We start from the raw sequence: 18,005 nt of genomic DNA on the forward strand, positions 1-18,005 counted from the left end.
ACCGGCGAATCAGCGTGGTACCGGCGGAGTTTCGCAGAGGAAGACCGTCGGGGTGGCGCCGATCCTGGTCACCACCAGGGTGAACGGCGTACCGCCGCGTGGTTTGACCCGGGCGCGCAGCGCATCCGGATCGAGATCCACACCGCGGGTGAGGATTTCCAGCGGCCCGCAGTCGCGGCGGTGCAACTCGGCGCGCAGCGCCTTCTCCCGGAAGTCGAACCGGTCCAGGATGTGGAATCCGCGCACGCCATCGGGCACCGTGTTCCCGGTGAGATAGGCGATGCGCGGATCCAGCTGCCACAGGCCGTGTTTCGCCGCGTAGTGCCGGACCAGCCCGGCTCGCACCACCGCGCCGTCCGGATCGACGATCCAGTCGCCGGGCGCGCGCTCCGGGATGTCGTCGGGCTCCGCGTCGGTCAGCGACCAGCCCGAGCCGTCACCGGCCAGTACCGAGGCGCGGCGGGTCACACCGGGCTCGCCGAGTCCGGACGGCCACAGGCACGCCTCGCGCACCGAACCGTCCAGCGACACCACCTCGACCTCACCGTGCCAGCTCAGCCCGCCGGGCGGCGCACCGCCGCCGGGCCGCACCAGGAAACTGTCGAAATCTATTCCGGGCGCGCACTTCACGACCAGCTCCCGGCCCGGGTACGCGTCGATCAGATCGGGCAGTGGCGGTTGCAGTTTCGCCGGATCGTAGGTGCGGCGGCCGTCGGCGCGGCGGGCCGGATCGGCGATCACCACGGTGCCGGAACTGCACGGTGCCAGCGCGTCGGCGCGAGCCAGCAGGACGTTCGGCGCGTCCGCGAGATTGTGCGCGGCCATCGCCAGCCGCACCTCGTCCAGATCGCTGCCCAGCACCGCCGGGCAGACCCGGTGCAGCGCGGCCAGTTCCGCACCGAGGGAACAGGTGACGTCGTGTACCGGCCGCCCGGCCAGCCGCCGGGCTCGATGCCGGGCCACGGTCGCGGGCGTGGCCTGTTGCAGCGCGTCGTCATCGAACAGCCAGTGTTGCGCCCCAGGCAGTTTGACGACCGCCCGCCGTCGCAACCGGACCGTCTCGACCAGTGCTCCGGTCCGCTCCCCGAAGGCCCGCCGCACCTGTTCGGTATCCCGCACAGAGCTTTTCGGCGTCAGGGACAGCCGATCGACCTCGGCCAGCGCGGCCACCCCGGCCGGACTGCCCAGATAGTCGACCTCACCCCGCGAGAACCGATACCCCACTACTTGCCGGAAGCGCCCGGCTTCACGCCGGTGAGCATGGCGTTGTAGAAGAACCGCCGGGGCACCAAGCGGCGTATGACGTTCTCGTCCAGCCAGCTCAGGCCCAGCCAGGCTCGGTACATCGTCAGGCGGTAGCGCCAGGTGAGCTTCTCGGCGGGAACCGCGGCCTCGAAGGTGCGCACCGGCCAGCCCCAGAGCGCGGCGGCGAATTCCTCGGTCTCGGCCCGCACCCCGACGGCGCCGGCGCGGGTGGCCATGGCCTCGAGCTCGGCCGGATCGAAGGTGTGCAGGTCGACGACCGCCTCCAGGGCCGCGGCGCGGGAGGACTCGTCGAGTTCCTCCTGCGGGCGACGCCAGCCCTGCAGGAACGGCAACTTGGTGACCTCGGTGGTGACCTTCCAGGTGACCTGGCCCAGCCGGCGCGCGTAGATGTTGCCGATGGTGGTCGGCTCGCCCGCGAACACGAAACGGCCGCCCGGCTTCAGCACCCGCAGGCATTCCTTCAGCGCCAGTTCGACATCCGGAATGTGGTGCAGGACGGCATGTCCGACCACCAGGTCGAAGGTCTCGTCGTCGTACGGGATGGTCTCGGCGTCGGCGACGCGGCCGTCCACATCGAGACCCAGGTGCTCGGCGTTGCGGGTGGCCACCCGGACCATGCCCGGAGACAGATCGGTGACCGAACCCGACTTCGCGATGCCGGACTGCATCAGGTTCAACAGGAAGAAACCGGTGCCGCAGCCGAGTTCCAGCGCCCGCTCGTACGGCAACCGCGCATTCGGCGCCACCGCGTCGAAACGCCCGCGCGCGTAAGCGATACAGCGCTCGTCATAGGAGATCGACCACTTGTCGTCGTAGGTTTCGGCCTCCCAGTCGTGATACAGCACCTGGGCGAGCTTGTTGTCCGCGAGAGCGGCCTGCACCTGTGCTTCGGTGGCGTGCGGGTTGGGCGCGGGATCGTCGGGGCGTCCGGTCATGGTGGCCAACCTTACTCGAGCGTCAAAATCGCCGCTATCAGCGACCCGAGAATTCGGCGGACCCGGGACCAGCGGCCAAATAGGAACGTGTTCCTATGCTGCGGTCCTCGGTTCCGAACAGCTCGGCCCACTCCACGCGCGCGCGATCGGCGCCGTGCGGACCGGCCTCGAACACCCGTTTCGCGGCGGCCAGCGCGAGCCGCGGCCCACCGGCGAAGCGGCGGGCCCAGCGCAATGCCGCGGCGTAGACGTCGTCGGGCGCGACCACCTCGTCGACCAGGCCCAGCGCGGCCGCCTCGGCCGGCTCGACGAACCGGCCGGAGTACACCAGATCCTTCGCCGCCGCGGGTCCGATCAACAGGCTCAACCGGCGGATTCCCGCCAGCGGCAGCAGCCCCGATCGGATCTGCGGCAAACCCAGTTTCACGTTGTCGCCGATGATGCGGCGATCCGCGCCCAGCGCCAGTTCCAGCCCGGCACCCAGGCAGTAGCCACTGATCGCGGCCACCGTCGGCTGCGGCAGCCGGGCCAGGCAGCCCAGCGCCGCCTGCACGTCCTCGGCCATCGCCCGCGCCTGTTCGACCGTCAGCCGGGCCGCCTCGGCGAGATCGTCGCCGGCGCTGAACACCCGCTCGTCCCCGTACACCACGACCGCGGCGACCGACTCGTCCGCACCGAGCCGCCGCGCGGCCTCGGACAGCTCGAAGGTCGCCTGGGCGTCGATCAGGTTCATCGGCGGCCGTGCCAGGCGCAGCACGGCGATGCCGGCCTCGGGCCGGTCCACGCTCACGAATTCGGCGCTGCCCGCCACCAGATCAGAGGTCACGGGTCTACTACTACCAGCGCCGGTGCGCCGCGGGCAGATCGGCGTAGTAGGCGGCGCAATTCGGGAAGGACAGGTTGATCCGCCCACCCTCCTCCTCGACCACCGGCAGCACCGGCTCGATCACCCGATCGGCGGCGAACAGGTCTGCGGCGGAAGCGAATCCGTCCAGCGCGACGAGCTGGGTCCAGGTGGGACCGAGCAGTTCGTCGGCCCCGGCCCGCCAGCTGTCCAGCACGGCGGCGGGCGTCGTCCACCGCACCTCGCTGGCCTCGGAAGTGGCGCCGTCGGCCTGCTGCCCGGCCGGCAGCAGCGCCACGAAGAACCGGGTGTCGTAGCGGCGTGCGGAGACCTCCGGGGTGATCCAGTTCGCCCACGGCCGCAGCAGATCCGCCCGCAGCACCAGGCGTTCCCGGGACAGGAATTCGCCGAGGGTCACCTCGCGGCGTTCCACCTGCTCCCGGGCCGCGCGATAGGTTTCGGCGTCGGAGACGACGGTGTCGGCGGTCGGTCCCGCCAGCAGCACGCCGCATTCCTCGAACAGTTCCCGCACCGCCGCGCACACCAGTGCCCGCGCCCGATCGGTGCCGACCCCGAAACGCTGCCCCCACCAGGCCGCGTCGGGCCCGGTCCAGCCGATGTCGGCCGTACTGTCGGAGGCGTCCACCCCACCGCCCGGGAACACCGTGACCCCGGCGGCGAACGCCATGCCGTCGACCCGCCGTTGCAGAAACACCTCGGGTCCGGAAGCGCCCTCCCGGACCAGGATCACCGTGGACGCGTCCTTGGGCGCGGCAGGCGATTCGGCTCGGGCAATGATCTCACTCACCCTCGCACCATAACCGGCGCGCGATGGCGCCCGTTCGGGGCCCGCGGCCGGGTCAGCGGCTGCGGTGGCGGCCGAAGCGCTGCGAGCGCCGGGCGAAGTAGCGGCCGTCGATGCGGTCCAGCGCGATGGACTGGTGGAAGGCCTCGCTGAGGTTCTCCGCGGTCAGCACGTCCTCCAGCAGGCCCTGCGCGACGACACTGCCCTCCTTGAGTAGCAGGCCGTGGGTGAAGCCCGGGGGGATCTCCTCGACGTGGTGGGTGACCAGCACGGTGGCGGGCGAGTCCGGGTCGGCGGCCAGATCGCCGAGTTTCTCCACCAGTTCCTCGCGCCCGCCCAGATCGAGACCGGCGGCGGGCTCGTCGAGCAGCAGCAGTTCCGGATCGGTCATCAGGGCCCGTGCGATCAGCACCCGCTTGCGTTCACCCTCGGAGAGGGTGCCGTAGGCGCGATCGGACAGATGTTCGGCGCCCAGGCTCTCCAGCATGTCGACCGCGCGATCCAGATCGACGTCGTCGTAGCGCTCACGCCAGCGGCCCAGCACCGCGTAACCCGCAGAAACCACCAGATCGCTGACCTTCTCGTCCAGCGGTACCCGGGCCGCGACCGCGGCGGAGGACAGGCCGATGCGAGGGCGTAGCTCGTTGATGTCGACGCGGCCCAGCTTCTCGCCCAGCAGGATCGCCGCACCCGAGGTGGGGTACATCTCGGCGGCGGCCATGCGGAGCAGGGAAGTCTTGCCGGCGCCGTTGGGGCCCAGCACCACCCAGCGTTCGTCGAGCTCCACCTGCCAGGTCACCGGACCGACCAGGGTGTGGCCCGAACGCCGGACGGTGACCTCGTTGAAATCTATGAGCAGATCGGGATCCGGTTGCGGCACGGGGTATATCTTTGCCGACCCGCCGGGTCCACCGTCAACTCGGTCGGTTCGTGTGGTCTGTGTCATCGGTCGCTCTCGAGCGGAATGGATGTCGTGTCAGGATCCGGGATTTCGGGCGGACGCGCGGCCGGAACCGCGATGACCGTCATCGAACCCGGTGCGACCTCGGTGAATCCGGCGTCCCGGACCGCGGTCGCGGTGCCCTCCCGGACCCGCCGGCACAGGGCCGCCCACTGTTCGCCGGTGGCCTCGCGCACCGAACACCGCAGAGCCTGCCGGGACCAGGCGAACGCCGCGTCCACCGACAGTGCCCCGGCCAGCAACATACTCGCGTGCCCGACCTGTGCGGCGGCTTTGCCGACGGTCATGCCCAGATCGGCATCGATCCAGAGCACCGGCACCGTGGGATCCGGCGGGCCCGGCTCGTCGTGTTCCAGATCGGTGCCGCCGATCTGGAGCCGCCGGATCCGCGGGTCCACCGCGCCGACCGGCCCGGGGACCAGCGCTCGCGCCTGAGCGCCGTTCACCTCGACGGTGACCCCGTCGACCTCGGCGGCCGCGAGCCACTGCGCGCCGCGGGCACGCCGGGCCACCTTGCGGATGCGGGACCGTTTCCAGGTCAGATAGCGCTGCTCCCAGACACCGTCCAGGCCGACCCGGGGATCCAGGCACAGCGCGACCGCGGCCGTCGCGGCGGCGGCCAGCAGGTCGCTGCGGCGGGGCTGATCGCCGTTCTTGGGGATGTGCAACACCATCTGCATGGCCTGGACCAGCGCCGGATCGGCGGGATCACCGCCACCGCCGTAGCCTCGGGCCAGTTCGGCGTGCCGGGCTCGGAAGGCGGCCGGGTCGTCGGATCCGGGGGCGCTCCCGGACTCCGGGGCCGATGCGGCGGCCTGCCCGATTCCGGCGGGTGACGGCGAGACGCCGGACGGGGTCGCGGGGGCGGGGAACTCGGCCGTCATCAGTGCAGGGGCACGCGGCGCAGCAGGCCGTCGCGGGCGTCGGCGGCCTCGACCTCCTCGCGGGTCACCCCGAGGATGAACAGCACGGCGTCCAGGAACGGGTGCGACAGGGCGGCATCGGCGACCTCGCGCAGCGCGGGCTTGGCGTTGAAGGCGATCCCCAGCCCGGCGGCGTTGAGCATGTCGATGTCGTTGGCGCCGTCGCCGACCGCGACCGTCTGTTCCATCGGGACCCCGGCGTCGGCGGCGAACCGGCGCAGCGCCACCGCTTTGCCGGGACGGTCGACGATCTCGCCGATCACCTTGCCGGTGAGCTTGCCGTCCACGATCTCCAGGGTGTTGGCCTGCACGAAATCGAGTTCGAGTTCGTGTGCGAGCGGCTCGATCACCTGACGGAAACCGCCGGAGACGACACCGCAGCGGAACCCGAGCCGGCGCAGCGTCCGGATGGTGGTGCGGGCCCCGGGGGTGAGTTCGATGGTGTCGGCGACCTCGTCGATCACCGTGGCGTCCAGCCCGGCCAGCGTCGCCACCCGCTGCCGCAGCGATTCGGCGAAATCCAGTTCGCCGCGCATGGCGGCCTCGGTGACCGCGCGCACCTCGTCCTCGACACCGGCGTGCGCGGCCAGCATCTCGATCACCTCGCCCTGGATCAGGGTGGAGTCGACGTCGAAGACGATCAGCCGCTTGGCCCGCCGGGCCAGGCCCGCGCGCTCGACGGCCACGTCGACGTTGCGGCGGGCGGCCACCTCGGCCAGCCCGGTGCGCAGCCGGGTCTCCGCGGCGGGATCGCCGGGCCGCACGGTGATCATCAGTTCCAGGCCCGTGACCGGGTAGTCGGCGATACCGCGGATGGCATCGATGTTGACGCCCTGTCCCGCCAGTTCCCGGGCGATCGAGCTGAACGCCTTCGCTGTGACCGGACTGCCCAGCACCACCACCGCGTGCGTCGACAGCCGGGCACCGGCGACGGAGTTCGCGCCGATCTCCACCCCGACCTCCATGCCGACGGTCGCCATGGCGTCCTCGAGCTGGTCCTGCAAGCCCTCCGGATCGGCGGGCGAGGTCACCAGCACCCCGAGGGTGAGGCGGCCCCGGATCACCACCTGTTCGACGTCGAGCAGATCGACCCCGTGCCGCGACAGCGCCGCCAGCAATACCGACGTCACACCCGGCTTGTCAGGTCCGGTGACGGTGACCAGCACGGTCGTCTCGGACTCGGCCAAATCTGGAACTCCGTTTCTCGCGAACTCACCTGGCGCGCCGGCGCACGACGGGCTCGGCCATTGTCTCAGCCGTGCACGCGCTCCCGGCCACCGGGCGGTGCCGTACAGCCACAGCCGCCCGGCCGTAAAACCGACGCGGCGGCCGTCCGAGGGACGACCGCCGCGAGAGCTTCGGTGACTAGCTCGACACCTTCTCGAGCTCGTGCACCTCGTGGGACTTGCTGCCCCAGCCCACGTGGGCCTCGGCGCGCATGCGATCCACCATGTGCGGGTAGTGCAGCTCGAACGCGGGCCGCTCGGACCGGATCCGCGGCAGCTCGTAGAAGTTGTGCCGCGGCGGCGGGCAGCTGGTGGCCCACTCCAGCGAGTTGCCGTAGCCCCACGGATCGTCCACCGTCACGACCTCGCCGTAGCGGTAGCTCTTGAACACGTTCCAGACGAACGGCAGGGTCGAGGCGCCCAGGATGAACGCGCCGATCGTGGAGATGGTGTTCAGCGTGGTGAAACCGTCGGTCGGCAGGTAGTCGGCGTAGCGGCGGGGCATGCCCTGCGCGCCCAGCCAGTGCTGCACCAGGAAGGTGGTGTGGAAGCCGACCATGGTGGCCCAGAAGTGCCACTTGCCCAGACGCTCGTCCATCATGCGGCCGGTCATCTTCGGGAACCAGAAGTAGATGCCCGCGAAGGTGGCGAACACGATGGTGCCGAAGAGCACGTAGTGGAAGTGCGCGACCACGAAGTAGGTGTCCGACACGTGGAAGTCCAGCGGCGGGCTCGCCAGGATGACGCCCGACAGACCACCGAAGAGGAAGGTCACCAGGAAGCCCACGGAGAACAACATCGGTGTCTCGAACGTCAGCTGGCCGCGCCACATGGTGCCGATCCAGTTGAAGAACTTCACGCCGGTCGGGACCGCGATCAGGAAGGTCATGAAGGAGAAGTACGGCAGCAGCACCGCGCCGGTGGCGTACATGTGGTGCGCCCACACCGCGATCGACAGCGCCGCGATGCCCAGGGTCGCGTAGACCAGCGTGGTGTACCCGAAGATCGGCTTGCGGCTGAAGACCGGGAAGATCTCCGAGACTATGCCGAAGAACGGCAGCGCGATGATGTACACCTCGGGATGGCCGAAGTACCAGAACAGATGCTGATACAACAGCGTGCCACCGGTGGCCGGATCGTAGATGTGGCCACCCAGGTGCCGATCGTAGGCCAGACCGAACAGCGCGGCGGTCAGCAGCGGGAAGGCCAGCAGCACCAGCACACTGGTGACCGCGATGTTCCAGGTGAAGATCGGCATCCGGAACAGCGTCATACCGGGGCAGCGCAGGCAGACCACGGTGGTGAGCATGTTCACGCCGCCGAGGATGGTGCCCAGACCGGAGACGGCCAGGCCCAGGATCCACAGGTCACCGCCGACACCCGGCGAGTGCACGATGTCCGACAGCGGGGTGTACGCGGTCCAGCCGAAGTCGGCCGCGCCGCCCGGGGTGACGAAACCGGCGGTGGCCATGGTCGCGCCGAACAGGTACAGCCAGTAGCTGAACGCGTTCAGGCGCGGGAAGGCGACGTCGGGGGCGCCGATCTGCAACGGCAGCACGATGTTGGCGAAGCCGAACACGATCGCGGTCGCGTAGAAGAGCAGCATGATCGTGCCGTGCATGGTGAACAGCTGGTTGAACTGCTCCGGCGACAGGAACTGCAAGCCCGGCCGGGCCAGTTCGGCACGCATGAGCAGCGCCATCAGGCCGCCGATCATGAAGAAGGACATCGCCGTCACCAGGTACATCACGCCGAGGACCTTGGGATCGGTCGTGGTGACGCACTTGTAGATGAACGAACCCTTGGGACCCAGGCGCTGCGGATACGGCCGAGTCGCTTCCAACGTGGGGACTGGCTGAGGCTCTACAGCAGTCACTGATCCTCCTGACGGTCGGCTTGCGCTACGACAGATCGTAAACCGTGCTGCCGCAAGCTCCTCGCCGGGTCCTACTCTGTGTCGTAATTGGGTGTCACCCGGTGCGCGTGTACCCTCCCCCGCATGCCGGTGATCGAGGTCGACTCCACCCGAAACACTCGAGCTCGCAACAGCACCCGCCGCCGGGCCGCCGCCGGCGCGCCGGCCGCCGCCGCCCTCGCGATGCTGGCGGTGCTTTCCTCCGGGGGCCTGACCGGGTGCGCCGCGGGCACCACCGATGCCGAGAGTTCCATCGTCCGGACCACCACCAACATCGCCGGCGCGGCCGTCGTCGGCGTCGAACGCGATACCCGGCAGGCCTGCGCGCTGCCCAGCGCCCCGGACAAGCCGGGCGCCGATCCGCAGCGCATCGTGGTGCTCGACACCGCCGCCCTGGACGCGGTGTGCGCGCTCGGCCTGTGGGAGCGGGTGGTCGGAGCGGCGACGGTGACCGGCCCGTCCCCCCAGCCCGGCTATCTCGGCACCGGCCTGGCCAAGGTGCCGAGCGTGGGCACCGTCGGCGGTGTCGATCCGGCCAAGATCGCCGGGCTGCATCCCGATCTGATCCTCGGCAGCACCGGTGACGGCGACCCGGCCGCCCTCCAGGCCGTGGCACCCACCGTATTGACCGACGGCGGCGGCTGGGCGGACCGATTCGGCGCCTTCGCGGCGGCGCTGGGCCGCGCCGGCGCGGGCGCCAAGGCACTCGACGACTACCGCACCGCGGCCCGCGAGACCGGCTGGTCGATCGCCGCCTCCTTCTCCCAGGCGTCGGTGATCCGCTTCACCGACAAGGACATTCAGGTGCAGGGCGACGACAGCTTCGCGGCCGCCGTCCTCACCGACACCGGCGTGCAACGGCCCACGGCCCAGCGCGGCCATTCGTTCACGGTGACCGGTCTGGGCACCGACGCCGAGCGCGCGAAGGTGGAGGGCGACCTCATCTATCTGATGTTCGACGGCCCCGACGGGCAGCAGCACGGCGAATCGGTCATGCACAGCAAGGACTGGAAGAAACTCGGCGCCGTGTCCGACCGCCGTGAATTCGCCGTCGACGACACCATCTGGCACGGCTCGGGCATCACCGCCGCGCGCGCGATCCTGGAGGATCTGCGGCGCACGCTGAACGGGTACGTCACCGACTGACAGGTATCCCGATCAGCGGATGATCACCTGAATTTCGTTGGCACCAGGGCTGTTTCAGGGTGGGTCCGGGTTTACCCCGATTCCGGATTTCAGGGTGCCGCAGGCGGCGGGCCCGACCCTACGATCGAGTCGACATCACCCCCGCTGCCTGCGACGGAGACCTCATGTCCGCTCCCGCCGTCCCCGACTCGACCACCCTGCCGGGCCGTCTGGCCCGAATCCCCAGCGGCCGCCGCACGAAGTGGATCGTGTTGGCGGCGTGGCTGATCGCCATCGTCGCCCTCGGCGGCTTCGCCGGGAAACTGAACGGCGCCGAGAAGAACGACAACATCCAATGGTTGCCCGGCGCAGCCGAATCCACCCAGGCGTACCAACTCGGCCAGCGCTTCGGCGGTTCCGACGAGGTCCCGGTGGTGTTCGTCTACGAGCGCACCTCCGGCCTCACCGACGCCGACCGCGCGGTCGCCGCCGCGGATGTCTCGCGCTTCGCCTCGGTCCCCGGCGTCTCCGCCCCCGGAATCGTCGGCCCGGTGCCCTCGAAAGACGGTCAGGCCCTGGAGGTTCTGGTCCCGATCCCGGTCGGCCACGGCGGCTGGAACACCATCGGCGCCACGGTCGGGCAGTTGAAGGACGCCGCCGGTCCCCCACCCCCGGGTCTGACGATGCTCCCGACCGGCCCCGCCGGTTACGCCGCCGAATTCTCGAAGGCGTTCAAGGGAATCGACGGCACCCTGCTCTACGCGACCGCCGCGGTGGTGATCGTGATCCTGCTGTTCACCTACGGCCCGATGCTGTGGATCCTGCCGCTGCTCGCGGCGGGCGGCGCGCTGTCGATCGCGATGAGCGCCGTCTACGGCGCCACCGGCACGGGCCTCACGGTGACCGCGCAGAGCGCGGGCATCCTCACCATCCTGGTGTTCGGCGCCGGCACCGACTACGCCCTGCTGCTGATCGCCCGCTACCGCGAGGAACTGCGCCGCCACGAGGACAAACACGACGCGATGGCGGTGGCCCTGCACCGGGCCGGACCCGCGATCCTCGCCAGCGGCACCACGGTCATCATCGCCATGCTGGTTCTCCTGGTCGCCCAACTGAATTCGACCAAGGGCGTGGGTCCGGTCTGCGCGATCGGCGTCGCCGTGGCCCTGCTGGCGATGCTGACCCTGCTCCCCGCCCTGATGGTCGTGGCGGGCCGCTGGATCTTCTGGCCCCGCCACCCCCACTTCGGCACCGCCGACCACACCGCGACCGGAATCTGGTCCCGCGTCGGCACATTCGTGGCCGGCCGCCCCCGCACCGTCTGGATCGGCACCGGCGCGGTCCTCGTCGCACTGGCCTTCGGCATGACCGGCCTGCACGACGACGGCATCGCCAACCAGGACGCCTTCACCACGACCACCGACGCCGTCCACGGAAATCAGGCCCTGGCAAGACATTTCGATCAGGGCACCGGATCCCCGGTCATCGTGATCGCGAATTCGGCGAAGATGCAAGAAGTCTCGTCGGCCCTGGCCTCGACCCCCGGCATCGCCGCCCCCACCGCCGCGCACACCAGCGGCGACCTGATGCAGATCCAGGCCACCCTGACCGACGCCCCCGACAGCGCCGCCGCGGGCGCCACCGTCGACCGCCTGCGCGCGAACCTGCACCGCATCGACGGCGCCGACGCGAAGGTAGGCGGCGACACCGCGGTCCGCATCGACATCGAACGCGCCGCGGCCCACGACAACCGGACGGTCGTCCCGATCGTCCTCCTGGTGGTCATGGCCATCCTGATGCTGCTGCTGCGGTCGCTGCTGGCCCCGATCCTGCTCACCCTGACGGTGGTGCTGTCCTTCTTCGCCGCCCTCGGTCTGAGCACCCTGGCCTTCCACGCCGCCGGCTTCCACGGCGCCGACGCCTCACTCCCCCTGCTGTCCTTCGTCTTCCTGGTGGCCCTCGGCATCGACTACAACATCTTCCTGATGTCCCGCGTCCACGAGGAGGCCCGCACCCACGGCACCCGCCGCGGCGCCCTCACCGGCCTGTCCGCCACCGGCGGCGTCATCACCTCCGCCGGCCTGGTCCTCGCGGGCACCTTCGCGGTCTTCGCCACCATGCCGATCGTGTCCTTCGCCGAAGTGGGCCTGGTCATCATGATCGGCGTCCTCCTGGACACCCTGATAGTCCGCTCCATCCTGGTCACCGCCCTGAGCCTCGATCTGGGCGACCGCATCTGGTGGCCGAGCCGCCTCACCCGCCGCACGGATCCCGAAGCGGAGCGGGAACCGGTGGCGGCGCTGAACTGAACTCGGAAATGCACCCGTATGGCTCCGGCGACTCCGGGGCCATACGGGATTTCCCGACGACAGGGTGCCAAGGCCGGTGTCATTTCCACGGGACAAACGATCACTTCGAGGAAGTGCCGATCTTATCGCTACCATAGAAACGATAAGCTCAATTGTTGTGACGCACACCACTATATGGCTCGTTATCATCAGAATTCTGATGATAACGAGCGGGCTCGATCAGTCGTGACGAACGACCTCCCTCGCTCACGTCGCCGGTGAACGAAGCTCCTCGCGCCGCTGATTGATCATCTGTCGCAGTCGATGGGTCGACTTCTCATCGAAGCCGATGTCCGAGACACGGCCGACATACGGCTCGGCGGCATCGACGATCCGTGCCAGACCACGCTTGACAGCGCGCTCGGCGACGCCCAGGCGGTGCGCGGCCTCGATCCACCAACGGTGCGTCAGCCTTCCGTCCCGACCGTACAGCGGCAGCGCCATGGGATCGTTCCAAGACAGATAGGGCTGCGTGGTCAGCAGATCGTAAGCCGGCGTGACCTCCCACAGCCCGTCCGGATTCTGCCTGATGGAAAGGTTCTTTCCATGGAGGTCGCCGTTGCCGATCAGGTAACTGAAGGCTGCGATCTCCAACATCCGGACGATGGCCACCGGATACGACCCACCGCCGGCGGCCACCGCATCCGCAAGAGCTTTCATCGCTTCCTGCAAGGAGATTCGGTACTTCGCGGCCGGATACCGACCACTGACCTGACACGCATCCTCTTGAGCCAATTTCCGGACACCCCCGCGCTCGACAACTCGGTCGAAACGATCTACGAAAAGCGCGGTGCGCCCGCGGCAGTCGGCCGCGAGCTGGTGACGTGGAACCAGGATGCCGCAGCCGGCCGCCATGTCGAGGAAGAAGTTCTCGTTCTCGACCAGAAACGGATGATCCGGCGGGTTGAGCTTCAGAATGGCCGGCCCACGGTTGGTCGCCACCGGAGTGGAAATCATCTGCGCCGATACCTTGACCTGGACACCCGGCAGTCCGGTGCGGTCGAACCCGTCGGCATCGGCGGATGTCGCCTGAGAGAAAAGGGATCCGAAGTCCGCTTCGGAGGTATTCGCGCGGTCGAACATCGGCACCGGATCGGCCGGCCGGCTGCCGGCCGGGACCACCCGCACATCGCCGATCGTATCCGTGCCTACCGCGAGCAACAGACTGAGATGATCGTCCTCGCTCGTTCGCGCCGCGGTCGTGATCGCGCTGAGGCGCAACCCTTCCGGCAGCAGTCCGGCAAAGAAGGGCGGTACCGAACCGCCGGTGGCACGATATCTACCGGCCACTTTGGGCAGCGTGAAGGCGACCGGGGGCACCGCCGCTTCGGCCAGATAGGAATCGGTGTAGGCGAATTCGACGACATCGCCCGCCCGCCGGAGGTGACCGGCCAGAACGCCGGCTTTGTAGACATCGGCCTCGTTGATGGACCGCAGTGCGCCCAGATCCGGAAAATCGGTCACCCGCCGGCACTCCGCTTCGCACCGAGGTCAGCAGCATCGTTCGGAAGGAGCTCCGCCGCCGCCTGAGACATAGCGACCAGCGTCGACCCGAGAGCGTCCAACACGCGGAGCGTGACCTCGAGCGTAGGCGAAGCCCGGCCGGCCTCGACATTACGCACCGTGGAAACGCTCACCTCCGCCAGATCCGCGAGGTCGAGTTGCGTCAACCCGAGCATGTGCCGACGCCGCGTCACAAACTCCGCGAACTCGACCAGCGGCCCGACATCCACCCGGGTTCGCCGGCGCGGCTGGGGTCGTATCACCTGGGCTCCCTGCATGAACGTGCGACGTCGGGTTCCGCTGAGCCGGGCCAGACTATCACTGCCCTGGCAACTATAAGCGAGAATATTGTGACTGGCGTCACAATATTCTGCACTTATCGACATGATAATAGCGATAGCTTCGCGGCCACAAAGCTGGCGGGACCTACGACCTGCGAACGCTCGACGCCGAACCGGGGCGTGCTGTTCTGTTCGTCGACCCGGACTCAGCAGCCGTATCTCCAGAGTCAACGGGCTGCCGTCGCTGTGCACAGCTCTCACGTCGGTGAGTACCGCCCGCATCAGATAACCACCGCTCGGCGGCATCGGGGCGCCGGGCGAGGGCAGCAGCGGAAACAGCCGCTCGTACACGGTGGCGGCATCGGCAGGTCGCTGCTCGGGATCCTCGGCCAGCAGTTCCCGCACCAACTGGTCGAGTTCGTCCGGAACCTCGGCACGGATCTCACGCGGTGGGGTCGGCACGGTGAACGCGTGGTCGTACAGCACCTTCGTGTCCACACCATCGAATACCGGCTGACCACAGAGCATTTCGTACACAACGCAGCCGAGCGCGTACAGATCCGCGCGCGGGGTGGGCTGAGCGCCGGCACCTTGTTCCGGCGCCATGTACCGGCAGGTACCGAGCCACACCCCGGCCTTCGTCAGCCGGGACGTACCCGGGGTCAGCAGAGCCGCGATCCCGAAGTCGATGATCTTCACCGTGCCGTCCGGGGTCACCAGGATGTTGTCCGGCTTCAGATCGCGGTGCACGACCGGCACGGCGTGGGCATACGACAACGCGGTAGCGATCTGGGCAGCGACGGCCACCACCCAGGCAATCGACAACGGCGACTGCGGGTTCACGTATTCGCGCAACGTGGTGGCGCCTCGGTACCGGACGGCTGCTTCGGCAACCGGATCAGCCGTTCCGCAAGGGCGGGATCGGCGTGAACGGCAACGGTACTGCGCCACTACCGACGTAACGGCCACCCTCGGGAATTCATTTGAAGTGGCGCTTGCAATTCAAACACCCCCTTCGAGCACCACCGGGTTCGATTGGCACGAGTGTAGGCCGACAGCCCATGCTCGTACCGGTCGCGTGAGATCAGTTGCCCGGACAATGAACAGCCGGTACGGTTGCGCTGCCGAGTCGGCGCGGCCATCCCCGGTCGAAGATTCCACCGGTTCGTCGACGAGCGGCCGAAGCATTCGGCACGGTAGCTCGAGTGCGTGATACTCCTCGATTCGATCGTGTAATCATCCAGGATCGGTGTTGATGCAGTGACGGCAAACAAAAGGCGTGAGGCACGGTATGCACATCCGGCAGCAGTCTATTCCTCGCGTATCCACACCTCGGGCTGCCCGTGGATCTACACATGGGACTGCGATCAGGCGTGGTCGGATATTCAGTGCGAAGATTCGGAAGCTGCCGACATGTTGCGAGCGCAGATAAAGCGAGCATTCGAGAAAGGAATACCGGCGACCCGCAACAACGGAGCCCCGAACGCCGACGGGTATCCCACACATCGATGCCCGGTCGGTGACCGGGTGAACGAGTTGACGGACGTGAAGTTCGACAGTTCACGACCGCTGCCGTGGGCCGGCGAGCTCTACGCCGAGTCGGATGACGGTCGCACCATGTACCGCTTGTACTTCATCGAACGCCGAGCCGACTGGCATCAGCCGACAGACCGGATCATCGGATGCGGTATCGGCAGCAAGCCGGTCGACGAGTCCACGGCATGGTCGAACGCCGACCAAACGCGCGACATCCACGTCGCGATGGACTGAGGCGTCACGACCTGCGAAAATACGCGCTTCAGATGGCGGCGGTGGAACTCGGCCCGATACTGTTTGCGTTATAACGCAGATCTGCAGGCGAGCAGTCCCGCATGCTGGGGACAGCCGAGATGAAGCGAGGAGCCGGTGGACTTCTACCCCGGGATCGACAGCCCGACCGACCACGATCAGGTCGGTCTAGCGGTTGCGGAAGAGCAACTGGAACTCATCCACAACCTACGCGAGATCCGCATCCGTCGCGGCCTGAGCGTGACCCAGGTCGCTGAAGCGATGGGGATCGACGCCTCTCAGGTATCCCGGTTCGAAAGCGGGTCGACCAACCCGACGATGTCGACGATCCGCCGCTACGCCAAGACTGTCCGCGCCGTCTTTCGGATCCGAACACTGACGTGGGAGGAGGACTGCGATCATCGGGCAGCTGAGGGAGGCAGCGAATTCTCGGGCTCACTGCTGCCGACCGCACCACAGAAGGTGCCGGCCGCTTTTTCGGCCTCGGGATCGCCGAAGTTCATCGTCAACGGAGTGACGTCATGAGCCTCGCGAACCGCGCAACCACCGGTGATGTGGTCTGGATTCGCCGTTCGGTTGTCCGCCACGAGCCGGACACGGATAAGAGGGACGACTCGAATTCATTCCAGGCGACAATTTCGGCATCTGTCGTACACGAGCCGGATATGGGCCAATGCCACGTAGGGTAAGTGGTGCGTCCGTGTGGTTTGGTTGTGCTGTTTGATTTTTCGGGTGCTTGTGGTGGGGGTGTGGCAGTGTCTCGGGGGTGACGGACGTGGTGGTGGCGACGCCGGACATGGTGTCGCTGGGTGTGCTGGCAGGGGTTGTGGACCGGGCTCGGGTGGAGGATGCGGTCATGGTGTGCGGGGCGCGTGCGCAGCGGTCGGGCGGGAAGTTGCCTCCGCATGTGGTGGCGTATCTGACGATGGCGTTGTGCCTGTTCGGCGGCGATTCCTATGAGGAGGTCGCGGTGAAGGTGACCGGGGCGCTGACCCGGTGGGGTTGCTGGGATGCGGGCTGGTCGCCGCCGACGGCATCGGGGATCACCCAGGCGCGTAAACGGTTGGGGCCCAAGGTTCTCGAGCGGGTGTTCGAGTCGGTTGCCGCACCGGTGGCGACTCCGGCGACGCGGGGGGCGTGGCTGGCGGGGCGCCGGCTGGTGGCCATCGACGGTTTCGATGTGGACGTGGCTGACACCGAATCGAATGTGGCCGAATTCGGGTATCACGGGTCCGGGGACAACCGCTCGACCTATCCGAAAGCGCGGGTGGTCGCGTTGAGCGAGTGCGGTACGCATGTTTTTCTGGCCGCGGAGGTTACCGCGATCACTGTCGGGGAACGTGCCGCGGCTGCCCGGTTGTATCCGCGGCTGCTCGGTGACGAGATCTTGTGCGCGGACCGGGGTTTCTACTCCTTCGATGCGTGGGCGGCCGCGAAAGCCGGTGGGGCCGAACTGGTGTGGCGAGCACCGACCAATCTGCGCCTGCCGGTGGTGCGGGTACATGCGGACGGCACCTACGTGTCGGTACTCATCGATCCTGCCGTGCAGTCGAAACGGCGGCGTGCAGCGATCCTGGCCGCCGCGGCCGCGGGCGAGGACCTCGACGAAGCCGAGGACGCGCACCTGGTGCGCGTCGTGGAATACGATGTGCCCGACCGTAATCCCGACGGTGAGCTGATCGTGCTGCTGACCACCCTCACCGATCCCGCGGCCGTGCGCGCCGACCAGATCGCCGGCGCCTACCACGAGCGCTGGGAACACGAAACCGCGAACGACCAGCTGAAAACCCACCTCCGCGGCCCCGGCGCCGTACTCCGGTCGAAGTCGCCGGAATTGGTCCATCAGGAGATCTGGGCGTGGCTGACCGTCCACTACGCCATCGCCGCGGTCATGGCCCGCGCCGCCGAAGCCGCCGACCTGGACCCCGACCGAATATCGTTCATCCACGCACTCAACATCATCCGCCGCACCGCCACCGGCACGGCGGCTTTTCCCCCCTCACCGCTGGACCGACCCCGACGTGACCGCCTCGGTCGCCACTGAGATCACCAGGGCCTCGGCGTAGTCGGGTACCGATCCGCTGA

General features: G+C 68.3%; 15 protein-coding genes. 5 read left to right on the forward strand and 10 right to left on the reverse strand.

Annotation, left to right across the window (positions count from 1 at the left end; all coding sequences use genetic code 11):
- Window positions 1-9: 9 nt before the first annotated feature.
- The 8 genes from LBW94_RS23280 to ctaD all read right to left on the reverse strand — a co-directional run bounded on the left by LBW94_RS23280 (window position 10) and on the right by ctaD (window position 8,836).
- Window positions 10-1,224, reverse strand: a complete 1,215-nt coding sequence (locus LBW94_RS23280) for a THUMP-like domain-containing protein (protein WP_225062485.1) — start codon at window positions 1,222-1,224, stop codon at window positions 10-12.
- The gene (locus tag LBW94_RS23285) at window positions 1,224-2,201 is read right to left on the reverse strand and encodes a class I SAM-dependent methyltransferase (protein WP_225062486.1); all 978 of its coding nucleotides are present in this window, start codon (window positions 2,199-2,201) and stop codon (window positions 1,224-1,226) included. Before LBW94_RS23285 ends, LBW94_RS23280 begins: the two co-directional genes overlap by 1 nt.
- A gap of 37 nt (window positions 2,202-2,238) precedes the next feature.
- Window positions 2,239-3,027, reverse strand: a complete 789-nt coding sequence (locus LBW94_RS23290; protein ID WP_225062487.1) for an enoyl-CoA hydratase-related protein — start codon at window positions 3,025-3,027, stop codon at window positions 2,239-2,241.
- Window positions 3,028-3,037: 10 nt separating this feature from the next.
- Complete coding sequence (locus tag LBW94_RS23295; protein WP_225062488.1) at window positions 3,038-3,853, reverse strand: NUDIX hydrolase; 816 nt, start codon at window positions 3,851-3,853, stop codon at window positions 3,038-3,040.
- A 52-nt stretch (window positions 3,854-3,905) separates the two neighbouring features.
- Window positions 3,906-4,739, reverse strand: coding sequence for an ABC transporter ATP-binding protein (locus LBW94_RS23300; protein WP_416276950.1), 834 nt, complete (start codon window positions 4,737-4,739; stop codon window positions 3,906-3,908).
- Between the two features lie 53 nt (window positions 4,740-4,792).
- Window positions 4,793-5,695, reverse strand: a complete 903-nt coding sequence (locus LBW94_RS23305; protein WP_225062490.1) for a peptidyl-tRNA hydrolase — start codon at window positions 5,693-5,695, stop codon at window positions 4,793-4,795.
- Window positions 5,695-6,921: a phosphoserine phosphatase SerB gene (serB, locus tag LBW94_RS23310; RefSeq protein ID WP_225062491.1), complete on the reverse strand. Its 1,227-nt coding sequence runs from the start codon at window positions 6,919-6,921 to the stop codon at window positions 5,695-5,697. The genes LBW94_RS23305 and serB overlap by 1 nt, the downstream gene beginning before the upstream one ends.
- 178 nt (window positions 6,922-7,099) lie before the next feature.
- Window positions 7,100-8,836, reverse strand: coding sequence for a cytochrome c oxidase subunit I (gene ctaD / locus LBW94_RS23315; protein WP_225062492.1), 1,737 nt, complete (start codon window positions 8,834-8,836; stop codon window positions 7,100-7,102).
- A 123-nt stretch (window positions 8,837-8,959) separates the two neighbouring features.
- Here ctaD and LBW94_RS23320 point away from each other — a divergent pair, with 123 nt between their 5' ends.
- Window positions 8,960-10,021 (forward strand): ABC transporter substrate-binding protein, encoded by a 1,062-nt coding sequence (locus LBW94_RS23320; RefSeq protein WP_225062493.1) that lies wholly within the window; start codon window positions 8,960-8,962, stop codon window positions 10,019-10,021.
- Window positions 10,022-10,185: 164 nt separating this feature from the next.
- The gene (locus LBW94_RS23325; RefSeq protein WP_225062494.1) at window positions 10,186-12,309 is read left to right on the forward strand and encodes an MMPL family transporter; all 2,124 of its coding nucleotides are present in this window, start codon (window positions 10,186-10,188) and stop codon (window positions 12,307-12,309) included.
- A 246-nt stretch (window positions 12,310-12,555) separates the two neighbouring features.
- On the opposite strand, the gene LBW94_RS23330 is transcribed toward LBW94_RS23325, so the two are convergent.
- Both LBW94_RS23330 and LBW94_RS23335 read right to left on the reverse strand, forming a co-directional pair.
- Window positions 12,556-13,812: a type II toxin-antitoxin system HipA family toxin gene (locus LBW94_RS23330; protein ID WP_225062495.1), complete on the reverse strand. Its 1,257-nt coding sequence runs from the start codon at window positions 13,810-13,812 to the stop codon at window positions 12,556-12,558.
- On the reverse strand, window positions 13,809-14,987 hold the full coding sequence (locus LBW94_RS23335) for a protein kinase domain-containing protein (protein ID WP_255635305.1): 1,179 nt from the start codon (window positions 14,985-14,987) through the stop codon (window positions 13,809-13,811). The genes LBW94_RS23330 and LBW94_RS23335 overlap by 4 nt, the downstream gene beginning before the upstream one ends.
- Before the next feature lie 405 nt (window positions 14,988-15,392).
- Here LBW94_RS23335 and LBW94_RS23340 point away from each other — a divergent pair, with 405 nt between their 5' ends.
- From LBW94_RS23340 to LBW94_RS23350, 3 genes are all read left to right on the forward strand, one after another.
- Window positions 15,393-15,902, forward strand: a complete 510-nt coding sequence (locus tag LBW94_RS23340) for a hypothetical protein (RefSeq protein ID WP_225062496.1) — start codon at window positions 15,393-15,395, stop codon at window positions 15,900-15,902.
- Window positions 15,903-16,037: 135 nt separating this feature from the next.
- Entirely contained in the window at window positions 16,038-16,445 is a 408-nt protein-coding gene (locus tag LBW94_RS23345) for a helix-turn-helix domain-containing protein (protein ID WP_225062497.1), read from the forward strand.
- A gap of 241 nt (window positions 16,446-16,686) precedes the next feature.
- Window positions 16,687-17,964 (forward strand): IS4 family transposase, encoded by a 1,278-nt coding sequence (locus LBW94_RS23350; protein ID WP_225062805.1) that lies wholly within the window; start codon window positions 16,687-16,689, stop codon window positions 17,962-17,964.
- Window positions 17,965-18,005: the final 41 nt, after the last annotated feature.

This window comes from Nocardia sp. alder85J, from assembly GCF_020176955.2.
In the GTDB taxonomy this organism is placed as follows: Bacteria; Actinomycetota; Actinomycetes; order Mycobacteriales; family Mycobacteriaceae; genus Nocardia.